Origin of the sequence: Pseudomonas sp. R4-35-07, from assembly GCF_003852235.1 — a bacterium.
Taxonomy (GTDB): domain Bacteria; phylum Pseudomonadota; class Gammaproteobacteria; order Pseudomonadales; family Pseudomonadaceae; genus Aquipseudomonas.
Map to the genome: position 1 here is coordinate 2,284,272 of NZ_CP027732.1, position 12,657 is coordinate 2,296,928.

10 protein-coding genes are annotated in these 12,657 nt (G+C 51.4%); all 10 read left to right on the forward strand.

Annotated elements, in window-relative coordinates; translation table 11 throughout:
• Positions 1–241 precede the first annotated feature (241 nt).
• The 10 genes from C4J89_RS10625 to C4J89_RS26905 all read left to right on the forward strand — a co-directional run bounded on the left by C4J89_RS10625 (position 242) and on the right by C4J89_RS26905 (position 11,915).
• Positions 242–775: a fimbrial protein gene (locus C4J89_RS10625; protein ID WP_124403773.1), complete on the forward strand. Its 534-nt coding sequence runs from the start codon at positions 242–244 to the stop codon at positions 773–775.
• A gap of 48 nt (positions 776–823) precedes the next feature.
• Entirely contained in the window at positions 824–1,567 is a 744-nt protein-coding gene (locus C4J89_RS10630; protein WP_218565847.1) for a molecular chaperone, read from the forward strand.
• 58 nt (positions 1,568–1,625) lie between these two features.
• Entirely contained in the window at positions 1,626–4,223 is a 2,598-nt protein-coding gene (locus tag C4J89_RS10635) for a fimbria/pilus outer membrane usher protein (protein WP_124403774.1), read from the forward strand.
• A 496-nt stretch (positions 4,224–4,719) separates the two neighbouring features.
• Positions 4,720–5,196: a fimbrial protein gene (locus tag C4J89_RS10640; protein WP_124403775.1), complete on the forward strand. Its 477-nt coding sequence runs from the start codon at positions 4,720–4,722 to the stop codon at positions 5,194–5,196.
• 98 nt (positions 5,197–5,294) lie between these two features.
• Complete coding sequence (locus C4J89_RS10645; protein WP_164485248.1) at positions 5,295–6,245, forward strand: fimbrial protein; 951 nt, start codon at positions 5,295–5,297, stop codon at positions 6,243–6,245.
• 245 nt (positions 6,246–6,490) lie between these two features.
• Positions 6,491–7,075 carry a fimbrial protein gene (locus tag C4J89_RS10650; protein ID WP_124403777.1) on the forward strand — a complete coding sequence of 195 codons (585 nt, stop codon included), beginning with the start codon at positions 6,491–6,493 and terminating at the stop codon, positions 7,073–7,075.
• A gap of 56 nt (positions 7,076–7,131) precedes the next feature.
• Entirely contained in the window at positions 7,132–7,887 is a 756-nt protein-coding gene (locus C4J89_RS10655) for a molecular chaperone (RefSeq protein WP_124403778.1), read from the forward strand.
• A 54-nt stretch (positions 7,888–7,941) separates the two neighbouring features.
• Positions 7,942–10,512 carry a fimbria/pilus outer membrane usher protein gene (locus C4J89_RS10660; RefSeq protein WP_124414354.1) on the forward strand — a complete coding sequence of 857 codons (2,571 nt, stop codon included), beginning with the start codon at positions 7,942–7,944 and terminating at the stop codon, positions 10,510–10,512.
• A 284-nt stretch (positions 10,513–10,796) separates the two neighbouring features.
• Positions 10,797–11,702 carry a cation diffusion facilitator family transporter gene (locus C4J89_RS10665; RefSeq protein ID WP_124403780.1) on the forward strand — a complete coding sequence of 302 codons (906 nt, stop codon included), beginning with the start codon at positions 10,797–10,799 and terminating at the stop codon, positions 11,700–11,702.
• A 63-nt stretch (positions 11,703–11,765) separates the two neighbouring features.
• Positions 11,766–11,915: a hypothetical protein gene (locus C4J89_RS26905; protein ID WP_164487595.1), complete on the forward strand. Its 150-nt coding sequence runs from the start codon at positions 11,766–11,768 to the stop codon at positions 11,913–11,915.
• Positions 11,916–12,657: the final 742 nt, after the last annotated feature.

Here is a 12,657-nt window from a genome sequence, read left to right on the forward strand (position 1 = left end):
CAGAGCAATTCGGACGGAGAGGGCATGCAGATTTTGGTGGGGAGCTAGAAGCAATTCATCCCGCTCCGAGAAAATTCTGGTCTAGGGCGAGCGAATTCTGACTTGAAATGAGAGCGTGCTGATGTGACGGGCTTACGGCCGAGTTTAAGATTTTCTGCCCTGTCAGGTATCGCAGCACCTAAATATCTGAAGGCTAAAAAACTCAGTTTATTCTAACTTGGCTATTGCGAGACCCGCATAAATGAACTTCAAAGTGTTTTCTGTTGCTGTCTGTTTTGTCAGCCTAAATCTGCCCGTCCTTGCTCTCGCCGCCCAGACTGGACAGATCAACATCACTGGCAGAATTATCGAAACGAGTTGCGTACTTGATGCTTCTTCCACCAATGTCAACGTTGTACTGCCGACCGTGGACAAAAGTCAGCTCGCTGGCGCTCAGAGCGCTACCGGTCGTACCGGCTTCACGCTGCAGGTGACCGACTGCCCGGAGGATGCCAAGGTTTCTGCTGCATTTCTGCCTGATTCCAATGTTAATCCCTACGGCAACTTGGTAAACAACGCTGTAAACAAAGCCTCCAACGTCGAGGTTCAACTGCTCGATCAAAATCATACCGTCATCAATATCAATACCGATGACAATGCTTCCCAGGCTTCACGTGCCGTGGATATCAACGGAAAAGGCAGCTTGCAGTACTTCGCGCAGTACTTCTCCCAAGAGGGGAGCGCGGGTGGCGGTGATGTTTCCGTCATGGCCAATTTCATGCTGACCTACGAGTAATCGACTCGCCCGGGGTGTTCACCTCGGGCACCACTGAGGTACCCCCTGATGTCACCTGTCTCCGCTCGACACTTGCCCTCTTTGATGGCAGGGCTGTTCCTTGCTGCATGCTCGATGTCCAGTGCTGTTGCCGGTGTCATGATCGATGGCACCCGTGTGATCTATTCCGCGAAGGAACGAGAAGTCACCGTAAAGCTGACCAACAAGGGCCAGAGCCCCGGGCTCCTGCAAGTCTGGATTGATCGTGGCGACGCCCAGAGCCGACTTCAAGATGCAGACGCGCCCTTTCTCGTTACGCCACCCATTTTCAGGTTGGACCCACAAAAAGGCCAGAGTGTACGCATTGTGTTCACCGGTGAAACGCTGCCTCAGGACAGGGAAAGCTTGTTTTGGTTCAACGCCCTGGAAATCCCACCTATTCCTCAAGGTGCCAGTGCTGGGGCGAACATGATGCAAATCGCTGTGCGTTCACGCCTGAAGATGTTCTATCGCCCGGTCGCTCTGTCCGGCGATGTTCGTAGCTCCGTGAGTCGGATGAAGTGGTCTGTGCAGCGAGTCGATAAGGGCTATGTCCTGCGCGGTGATAACCCGACGCCTTATCACCTGTCGTTTGGTGAGCTGTCAGTGAAGCAGGGCGACAAACGCTACGAAACCGGCGGCGGCATGATTGCTCCCTTCAGTCAGCAGGATTTTTCTCTCGCCGGTCATACCGGCAGTACTGGTGGCCAGGTGCTCTACCGCTGGATCGGTGATTTTGGCACCACCGCCGAACAGAGCATCACACTGAACTGAAATTGACGAGCTGATGTGCCGACAGGTATCACCTCGATACGCGTGCTCAGGTAATCCCATGTTTTTGACGACTCATGCACCGCATTATGCCGGCCGTTTTTTTGCTGCCCGGCATTGGCTATTTGTTACGACGCTCGGCGCGGTTCTGCCCGACAACCTCGCACAAGCCGAGGAAAGCAATGCTGCTCTCGCGTTGTTTAATCCGGCCTTTCTACAAGGCCAGGAAAGAAGTCTGGATATGTCGCGCTTCGAACGCGGGAACGGGGCCATGCCAGGCTCATATCGCCTCGATGTCTACGTCAACCAGCAGTGGATGGGACGCCAGGACATTCGGGTGCGTGACGGCGGCGATGGGAAACCGTCGCGAATTTGCTTTACTCCCGCGCAGGTCTCCAGCCTGGGCATTGACCTCAAGCGCCTGCCTGAAAGCCACGCCCTTGAAAGCGATGACTGCGCGGATATCGGCCTCTGGGTCCCTGATGCCCATATCGACATGGACCTGGGGGCATTGCGCCTGGACTTGAGCATTGCCCAGACTTACCTGAACCGCGCAGCACGAGGCTACGTTGATCCAGGTGACTGGGACCGGGGCGTGACTGCTGCGTTCGTTGACTACAACAGCAATGCCTTTCATAACGATTCACGCGGCTCCAACAGCACAGAGTTCTACACGGGTATCAATAGCGGTTTGAACCTGGGGGACTGGCGTCTGCGCCACAACGCAAGCTACAACCGCAGCAGTAGTGTTGGCGAATCCCGGAGTAAGTACAGCGCGCTGAGCACCTATGCACAGCGCGACCTGACCACGCTCAAATCACAAATTACCCTGGGGGATTACTACACGCCATCCGAGCTGTTCGACAGCGTATCTTTCACCGGTGTGCAAGTGGCGTCCGATGATCGCATGCTGCCTGATTCCCAGCGTGGATTTGCGCCCTCCATCCGAGGCATGGCGCAAAGCAACTCTCGAGTGACCGTGCGTCAAGCTGGCAACATACTTTACGAAACCAGCGTGGCGCCCGGCCCGTTTGTCATCGACGACCTCTACAGTACTGGCTATTCCGGTGACCTAGATGTCACGGTGACCGAGGCTGACGGCCGTATCCACAGCTTCATTGTGCCCTTTGCTTCGGTGGCACAATTGCTGCGCCCAGGGACCTCGCGCTACAGCGTCTCTGCCGGTCAATACCGTGATGACCGCTTGCGCAAAGTGCCAACATTCGTCCAGGCAACCTATCAGCGTGGCATTTCCAACCAGGCGACGGCCTACACTGGCAGCGTCGTCGCCGACCAGTATCTGGCGGTACAGGGCGGTATGGCGTTGAGTACTTCGGTGGGAGCGTTCGCGTTCGATGTCACACAGTCCAACGCTTCTGGTCTGCAGTCAAGCGATGAGGGTACTGACCCACTCGATAGCACCGCTAGCGGAAGGAGTTATCGACTGAGCTACAGCAAGCTCGTCGATAGCACCAAGACTAACTTCGTCGTGGCAGCTTACCGTTTCTCCAGCGAGGGCTACCTGTCCTTTAGCGATTATGCCCGAGCGCAAGACCTGACTGGTCCGGCACCTAACCGCCAGCGCAGTCGGCTTCAAGTGAACATCAACCAGCCATTGCCTGGCGATGCCGGCAGCCTGTACCTGAGCGGGTCGTCGCAGAATCACTGGAATAACGCCAAGAGCCGCGATACCAGCTTCCAGGCCGGGTATTCCAATAGCTATAGCTGGGGAAACCTGAGTCTTTCAGCCAGCCGTACCCAGGGTAGCAATAACAAGGACGATACCCAGTACATGCTGACGCTCTCGATGCCACTTGGCAGAGATCGCCATACCTCATACCTCACCAGCTCCACGACTTATTCGGGTAAAGGTGATGTGGGGACTCAGGTTGGGCTGTCTGGCTCTGTGGGGGAGCAGAGCGAACTTAGTTATGGGGTGTATGGCTCGCATGATCGTGCCTTCGGAGCCAGCAATAGCTCTACGGGGGCCAATGCCCAATACCGTATGGCCAAGACCAATCTATCGGGAAGTATTGGACAGGGGGAAGAGTACAAGCAAGTCGGTATCGGCCTTTCCGGCAGCATCGTGGCCCATCCTGGCGGCGTGACCTTCAGTCAGTCCAAAGGTGAAACGCGTGTCATTGTGGAGGCCAGGGGGGCACAAGGCGCGAGTCTGCTCAACAGCAATGGAGGCGCAATCAGCAGCAGCGGGTATGGAGTGGTGAGCGGCCTGATACCTTATCGTCATAATGAAGTTGTCATCGACCCGAAAGGTATGGCGGCGGACGTTGAGCTGGAAATGAGTTCGCAGAATATCGCACCGCGTCATGGCGCAATCGTGATGCTGAAATATCCAACCACTCAGGGGGCGCCGGTTCTGCTTAACCTGCGTGACGAGGCGGGTAATGCGTTGCCGACGGGGGCCGAAGTACTGGACGCTGAGGGCAATAGCCTGACCTTGGTTGGGCAAATGAGCCGAGCATTCATTCGTGCAGCGGAGCCGAAAGGTGAGCTGATAGTGCGTTGGGGAGACACGCTCGACGGTCAATGTCGCGTTTTGTACACCCTGTCAGCTGCAGCACGCAAAGATAAAGTGGATTTCGAAAAAGTCGACGCGTTGTGCACTAAACAATCAAGCACTTCCGTGGCGCTTAGGTAATGGCTACCGTTGAACTATAAGGTTAAATATGAGTCGCTGTCTGCTTGTTTTCTATTTCGTCAATTTCCAAGGCCGATGTCGGCATCCCGCTCACAGCGCAATTTTTGCACGGGATAAGGCGATTGGTTCTACCACTAACTGGAAAGAAAACACAAACTCTCAGCGCGTAGGGATGCTATGCCAGTACATGGGCGGGCGTAATGTCGGCATAGTGAATGGCACGCTTGTATCTGGATACTCAGATGCCTATCAGCCCAGTAATCCCGGTATAGGTATCCGTTTCAGAGCAACTACTTGGTATTCAGCTTCACAGCAAAGAGCGCTTCCATTTGATATTCCTGGGAATGGGCCCTCCGACTGCTAACCTTGCGTCACCATAATAAAAAATATGAGGGCTTCTGCACAGCTCGTCGTGGTGGGGCAGGTCTGTGCAGGCATTATTATGTCATTTCCAACCGCCCGCATCAGCTATTATGATTCTTAAGAGAGGGGGCCAATGAACGTGAAAATCAGCACGTTTCCAAGTATTATAGAAGCATCGTCCTGTAACGTAGATGGCGACATTATTGCCACAATGCCCAGGATTGAAATAAATCGACTCCCAAGCGTCGGAGCGGTCGCTGAAAGGACGCCTTTCACTATTGGAATGAATTGCGATTCTTCGATTGCTGTTCATATGGTCATCACTGATGCACTTAATCCGGGTAACATTGGGAATGTGCTGACGCTCAGTTCCGACTCGGAGGCAATGGGTGTGGGGTATCAGATTCTACGCGACAACAGCCCGATCAATTTCGGTCATGCCTCGTCTATTGCGGGCGCTTTAAATCAATTCAAGATTGTAAGTTCTACAGGTGGCACCGGGGGCCGGTTCCTGATTCCGTTTGATATCCAATATCAACGAACGGCGTCTTCGAGGCCGAAAACAGGCACGGCCAATGCCGTTGCGGTGTTTACCATGTCTTATCAGTAGTATTCAAATCGCACAATTAAGCGTCAGTACTGTGCGGTGAAAAGGAATGAATTGACTGAAGTTTCGCTCTAGCGAGGCAAAACCTAAAAGGTTGAATGATGAATCTTTATATACTCCCGCTGGTATTTTTGGGGGCTTTCTCGTCTCTATCAATTGCCGCTGTAAATATTCCCCTCGATAGCGCTGTTTTCGCGCGCGATAGGGAAGTCGGCTCGACCACCAACTGGAAAGCCAGTACTGGTTCTCAGGGCGTATGGGCGAAGTGTTCATACGAGGTGCGCAGCATAGGAACGGTTAATGGCCCTCTTGTTCCAGGCTTTTCGGATGTTTATCAGACTAATAATCCTGGCATTGGCGTGCGTTTTCGGGCGACGTCGTGGGATGCAGTTTCAGTACAGCGTACTCTTCCGTTCGATGTTTCTGGTGTTGGAGCTAGCTGTAAACCCAATCAGGATGTATTAAAACACATGAAAGCGACTGCGCAACTCGTGATAGTCGGCCCCGTCAGCTCTGGAACGATAACTGCATTTCCGTCCGCCAATGTGACCTATATTGATAAGGTTAAGAGAGGCGTAATGGATATCAAGATTAGCACTGCTCCAACCATAAAGGCGTCGACCTGTGATGTTGATGGCAATATTGATGTCAAGATGCCAAACATTGGGCTAAATCGCCTTCTGGAAGTTGGATCGGTTGCCGGCAGAACGCCTTTTAATATTGGAATGAATTGCGATCCTTCGATTTCTGTTCATATGGTTATGACCGACGCACAGAACCCGGGAAACACTAGCAATGTGCTGTCGCTCAGTCCCGGCTCGGATGCAACGGGTGTAGGGTATCAAATTTTACGCGACAACAGCCCAATCAATTTAGGTCCTGCCTCGTCTATCGCGGGCGCTTTAAATCAATTCAAGGTTTTAAGTTCCACAGGCAGCGCCGGAGGTAGGTATCTCATTCCGTTTTATATTCAATATCAACGCACAGCGTCTTCCAAACCGGGATCCGGTACGGCCAATGCAAATGCAGTGTTCACGATGTCTTATCAGTAGCCTCCAGAGTGGTTAGTCCAGACCTCCTAGTCTATTGCGAAACCCCAGGTAAAAAATTAGCCAATTTCTAATCAATCGAGGCCGGCCTGAAATTTCCCAAGGTGCATGGGAAATTTCCAGGGTGATCGCAGGGCTTTCCAATAGGCTCGCACTCGTTCGCGTGTAAAAATTTACATGCTGGCCGGCTGGATGCGGATAACGCTATTTGGTTGATATCAGTCTTATTGGATGCGAGGATCGAAGCTATGAAATTTCTTTGGGGTGTATCTGCGTTAACTTGCGTTCTACTTGGTGGGGTGGGTGTGGCGCATGCAGCAAGTAGTGGAAAAATTGAATTCTCTGGCGAGCTGATTGCGGCAAGCTGTACGGTCGCACCGGGTGCTGGTTCGTCAGGTAGCAATGGCAATATTAACGTAGATCTTGGGAAGGTTTCACTCAGTGATGTTGGTGATCCCGGTGTGGGCGTCACTGCAGCTACTCATATCAACTTGGACATTGATTGTTCATCGGGTGTGGGTGGCTTGAGTACAGTAAAAGTAAAGTTTGACCCGCTTTCTGGCTCTGGAATTGATAGTGCTGACGGTCGCCTGCTTAAACTGCAAAGTAGTGAAAAGGCGGCAAAAGGTGTCGCCATTGCAATTCTCAATGACAACAATCAAGTTCTAAACCTGAGTGCCAACGAAACGATCGATGCAGCGCTGAAGGTTGACGAGGGGAAAGCTACCGCTAACCTGAGCATGCGCGCTGCTTATGCGCTTAATGGGGCATCAGATGATGTTAAAGCTGGTGTTGGGAATGCGACCCTGCCTTTTACCCTGACTTACGAATAAAAAATTGCGATGGGGAGGATGATCTCCCCATTTGTAGCTTCGTGGAGGCGAATCAGGTGTTTAATAAGGCGCTATTTAGTTTTTCATTATTTCTATTAACCTTCTTTGTCAATCATTCGCAGGCAGCCATCTCATTGGGTGCCACTCGAGTGATTTTCGACGCTAAGCATCAAGAAGCTTCGTTGTCTGTGCTAAATCAAGGTGGTGAGGATGTACTGGTCCAGTCTTGGCTAGAGTCTGACTCAGCAGATTTTAACATTTCATCCTTTGCGGTCACTCCACCGTTATCCCGCCTATCGAAAGAGGGTCGTCAACAACTAAGGATACTTTACAGTGGAGAGGGAGTTCCATTGGATCGAGAGTCAATTGCTTGGCTGAACGTACAGGAAATCCCACAAAAAGTTAATGGGGAAAGTGTTCTGCAGCTTGCGGTACGCCAGCGGATTAAAGTGTTTTTTCGACCGCCTGGGTTGCCGGGTAGTGCGGTAGAGGCACCGACTCAGCTTAAATGGACGTTAAATAAACGTTCTCAGACTGCCGTACTGAAGGTTGAGAACCCAAGTCGATTTCATGTGTCGTTGACTGGATTGAGTTTGAGAGGCGCTGGTTACAATGATTTTCTAATGGGGGAGGGGCGTATGGTCGCCCCTAGTGAGAATGTAGAAATACCAGTCAATCCAATGGCTTCGGCTGCCAGTCTCAAATTGAATTTCAACGTCATTAATGATTACGGCGGACAGAACTCATATACGGCTGATCTATATATAGATAAAGTCAGTTCCGCTACGCCGAATACATTGGCTGACAAATAATTTTTATTCGCCAAGTTCTGTTGTACTGTCGAAAGGTTTGTTCTTGTGTTTTTTATGAAAAAAATCAGTGCTGAAAATCGCTCGGGTCTGTCCGCGCGCGTGCAGGAAAGCACGGCGGCACCTCACGACTTGGCGGATAAAGGTTTTAGACTTCGTAAGCTCGCTCTTGCAGTTGCCTTAGCGTTACCGGGGGCGGCCTATGCTAATTCCACGGGGAGCGAAGCAAATATTCCAGAGTTCGACCTTGCCTTTATTCAGGGCGGAGGCGAACAGCTTGACCTAGCCGAGTTTCTCAGGCAGGACAATGTTGCGCCTGGAACCTATCGTGTTGATATTTATGTGAACCGAGCTCTGACTGGGCGCAGAGATATTCGTTTTGATATCATTGATAAGTCAGGTAGGACTAAACCCTGTTTGACTCTGGAAGTGCTCGAAAAACTTGGCGTGGATGTGGAAAAGCTTAAGCGTAATGGTGTGATTGACACGGGCCTGCCGGACCGCTGTTATGACGCGAGTGAGTTAATCGACAAAGCCAGCGTTGAATACGATGCTGCTCGACTTCAACTGCATATTGGCATACCTCAAGCGGCTATGCTGCGAAGTGCCAGGGGCTATGTTGATCCTGCCCTTTGGGACTATGGTGTCAATGCTGGCTTCGTAAACTATCAATTCAGTGGACGTCGCAGTGAAAACTCAGGTAGCACGAGTGACTATTACAGTTTGGGATTGCGTAATGGCTTAAATATCGGTCAGTGGCGTCTGCGTAACGAGTCATCTTTGTCGGATGGCAGTGGAAATAAACGGCGCTTTACCAGCAACCGTATTTTTGCCGAGCGCGACATCACGTCGTTGAAAAGCCAATTGACACTGGGGGAAACTTACACCAGCTCTCAAACATTTGACAGTGTGCGTTTTCTCGGCATCCAACTGAGTTCAGACGAAGCCATGCTTCCCGATAGCCAACGGGGCTATGCGCCCGTTATCCACGGGACTGCGCAAACCAACGCGACCGTTGAAGTGAGCCAGAATGGTTACTTGCTATATAGCACTACGGTTTCCCCCGGGCCATTCGAAATTAGTGATATCTATCCCAGCGGATCAAATGGAGATCTTGAAATCACCGTGATCGAGGCGGATGGGAGTCGCAGTAGTTTCACCCAGGTTTACGCATCTCTACCACAGATGGTACGACGCGGAATGCTGCGCTATAACGCTGCCGCTGGCGAGTATGCGAGTAACAATCCTGATGACGCAGCGCCTTCACTGGCGACCTTAGGGTTTGCCTACGGCCTGACCAACGCCACAACCCTTGTGGGGGGCGTGCAGTGGGCTGAGGACTACAGGGCAACGAATGTTGGCGTCACACAGAACACGCCTCTTGGCGCCTTCGCGATAGATGTCACCCAATCAAATAGTGAAACCCGACAGCAGCGAAACCGAGGGCAAAGCCTCAGGTTGAACTATGCGAAAACACTCGCCGCTACCAATACGACTTTTACCCTAGCTACTTACCGTTATTCGACTGAAGACTATCGGACATTGGGCGACCATGTCACCGACCTGCGATTCATGGACGGTAACCACAGAGGGCGTGCGAAAAACCGTTTTGATATAACGATAAATCAGAGTTTGGGCTCGAGGGGAGGATCGTTTTATCTGAATGGCACTGAACAGCGTTACTGGAATTTACCCGGCAGTTCTCAGCAACTTCGCGTCGGCTATAGCAATAACTGGGGCTCGATCAATTATAATATTGACACCTCCTTTAGCCGTAACGATGCCTCTAATTATAAAAATGATAAAAAGCAGGTTGCTCTGTCGATCTCTATGCCTTTGGGAAGTTCACAGCGATCGTCGCGTGTCAGCTCCAATCTGAATTATGACAATCAAGGGCGTCATTCAACACAGATGGGGCTTAATGGCAATCTTCCGGGGCAAGATGATGCTTATTACAACCTCCAGGCAGGGCATGACAGCAGCGGGGGGGGCTCAGGGTCCGCAAGCCTGAGTGCGGTCACCTCAGTGGCTCGGGTGAATGCTGGTTACAGTCAAGGTCGTGATTATCAGACTTTTAGTGCTGGCGCTTCCGGTTCGGTAGTAGCGCATGCCGGAGGAATTAATCTAGGTCAACCCGTGGGCGACACATTTACCCTTGCAGAGGTGTCTGGGGTATCTAATGCAAAATTTTCCAGCCACGCCGGGGTTATCACCGGAAGGAACGGCTACGCGGTAGTACCCAGCGCTCAGATATATCGGACCAACTGGCTTACTCTGGATGCCCGTGACCTCGGGGCGGATACTGAGCTGCTGACCACCGCCCAACAACTGGTTCCCCGTCGCGGTTCCATAACACTAGCTAGCTTCGCGGCGGAAAGTGGGCGCCGAGTACAATTTGAGTTTCGAAGCGTAGACGGTAGCCCTATACCCTTTGGGGCTAGTGTTCAGGATGAAAATGGCAAAGTGCTAGGCGTTCTAGATCCAAAAGGTATGGCGCTTGCCTTAGTTGACCAGGAAGAATCGACTCTGATTGTAAAATGGAAAAGCGATAGTTGCCAGGCACATTATATTCTAGCACCACGAAAGCTCGATACAAGATTTGATAAAGTTCAGTTAGCATGCAAATGAGGGGAGTAAATTTAGGCGTTATTGCCAGTCTCTATTTTTGTTGAAGGTGTTAATCAGTCATCTCGACAGATATTAAATGTTTAGGGGGTTAATATGGGAAGCGAAATTATCGGTTGCTTAATTTGTGGTGCTATTATTTTGATCGGAGTGCTTATGCACTTCGCAAAGTGGAAGGTATAAGGCACGCCGCTTTATCAGCTCATCTGTCAGGTCGCAGCTAGTTATCAGACTATTGAGCGGTAATCGCAGTCAGCAGTTAATTGGTATTTTACAGAGAGAGTTACTTGAATAACCGAAGTGAGCAGTCGTTGCTCCAACAATCTACCGTCATGATGTTAGCAGTAGCGATCGCTGGGATTGCTACTGGTTTCGTTACGGGCGCTCAATCCGTCCTGTTCGATGGTTTTTTCTCGTTGATTGCAACCTTTATCAAAGTATTAATGCTGATTACAGCCAAACTGATCGCCAAGGAAAGTAATCACCGGTTCCAGTTTGGCTTCTGGCATTTGGAACCCATGGTGTTACTGATCGAAGGCAGCTTTCTGTTTTTGATCGCAATCTATGCATTTCTTAACGGAGTGTCTGGATTCATCAACGGCGGTCGTGAGATTGAATTAGGGATGCTGATCATCTATGCGGCAGTGTTTACAGTCGTCGAGTTCGCCTATTTTTTCTACATCCGTTATCGAAACCGTGAGCTTAAATCAACGCTGATTCAGTTCGATAACATTAGCTGGTTGGTAGATGCGATGTTATCGGTAGGACTGCTTGTCAGCTTTCTCACTGCGTTGTTGCTCACGTCACGGGGCTATGGTCATTTGGCCGTATATGCCGATCCGCTGATTTTGATCTTGCTGGCACTGAGTATATTGCCTCCCGCTTTCAATATACTACGTCCGGCCTTGCGTGATGTGTTGGGCATGGCGCCAGACCAATTGGACAACAAAGTGCGACAGGTGATGGACGCGATTAAAATCGAGTACGGCTTCGAGCATTACGTTTCTTATGTACAGAAGCATGGGCGAGCGCGATTTATCGAGATCCATATTGTGCTCTCGACTGATTATCACGTGGAAGCGGTCGGGAACCTGGATACGTTACGTGACGAAATCTCGGCGAGATTGGGCCACGCAGATTCGGCACGGTGGCTGACGATTTGTTTTACGGGGGACCGGAAGTGGATTGTTTGATCTCTACGTGGTCGTCACTGAAGTGGGCAAGTTGCAAGGTGGACGTAATCAGCGGGAATGCGAGTGAGTTTGAGCGATAGTGCGTTTACCTTCTACGATGTTGCTGGTGACCGGGTCCGCACGGGCAAGCTGTGGTCGGTGCTGTCCGACAAGTTCGATCTGGAGCGGCGGTTATGGGTCATACCGGCGGAGGTGATGAACAACTCCAGTTAGTGGTACGAAAACCAGGTAACTCCCTTTCTGAAGATCTGCGAGGTGCAGGTCATCAGGTGGGGCGTTCCATGGCTCTGAGCTTGATGAAGAAGGTCGGGATCGCCAGCCGCCAACGCAGGCCCCACAAGTCTTCAGACGTCGAGTCTTTGGTGGCTGAGCAGAGCTGGAGCGTGAGGTTTACGTAGCTAATACCGTTCGCGGACGTCACCTATATCCAGCTCGGTAAGCGCTGGATCCGCGCTCGGTAGTTTTGGATCCGTTTGCGGCCGAATGGCGGGATGGGCGTATTCATTGGGCGCCGATGCGGCACTGGCAAATGAGGCGGAGGGCTGTTGAATTGATAGGGCGGCCTGAGGGCGTGCCGTTTCATTCTCACCAAGGCTGTCAGTACAATAGTCAAATAATTCAGGGCTGAACTGCAAGCACATAAGCTGAAGCAGCGCATGTGTCGAAAAGGGCAGTGTTGGGATAACGCATGATTGAGCTTTTTTGGCAGTTTGAAGTCCGAATGGGTACCCTAGAGAGGTTATAGCCCGGAGTATAAGGCCCCGGTAGACATCAACCTATATGTGGTGCACTGCAACAGCGCAAGGCGCTACGGTTACAAGAGCTATCGCTCGCCGATGGTGGCGGAAGAGCTAGCGGTGTGAGAACCGAAAAAACTATCTGCAATTACTGGATCAGTCCAATGCGACAAACCCCTTAATCCGCTGCTCTCTTGCGGGGGATTAAGGGGATTAAG

What these genes read in the sequence shown, in the direction of transcription:
- C4J89_RS10625 (WP_124403773.1), top strand. Translation starts at nt 242, where the DNA reads ATGAACTTCAAAGTGTTTTCTGTTGCTGTCTGTTTTGTCAGCCTAAAT.
- C4J89_RS10630 (WP_218565847.1), top strand. Translation starts at nt 824, where the DNA reads ATGTCACCTGTCTCCGCTCGACACTTGCCCTCTTTGATGGCAGGGCTG.
- C4J89_RS10635 (WP_124403774.1), top strand. Translation starts at nt 1,626, where the DNA reads ATGTTTTTGACGACTCATGCACCGCATTATGCCGGCCGTTTTTTTGCT.
- C4J89_RS10640 (WP_124403775.1), top strand. Translation starts at nt 4,720, where the DNA reads ATGAACGTGAAAATCAGCACGTTTCCAAGTATTATAGAAGCATCGTCC.
- C4J89_RS10645 (WP_164485248.1), top strand. Translation starts at nt 5,295, where the DNA reads ATGAATCTTTATATACTCCCGCTGGTATTTTTGGGGGCTTTCTCGTCT.
- C4J89_RS10650 (WP_124403777.1), top strand. Translation starts at nt 6,491, where the DNA reads ATGAAATTTCTTTGGGGTGTATCTGCGTTAACTTGCGTTCTACTTGGT.
- C4J89_RS10660 (WP_124414354.1), top strand. Translation starts at nt 7,942, where the DNA reads ATGAAAAAAATCAGTGCTGAAAATCGCTCGGGTCTGTCCGCGCGCGTG.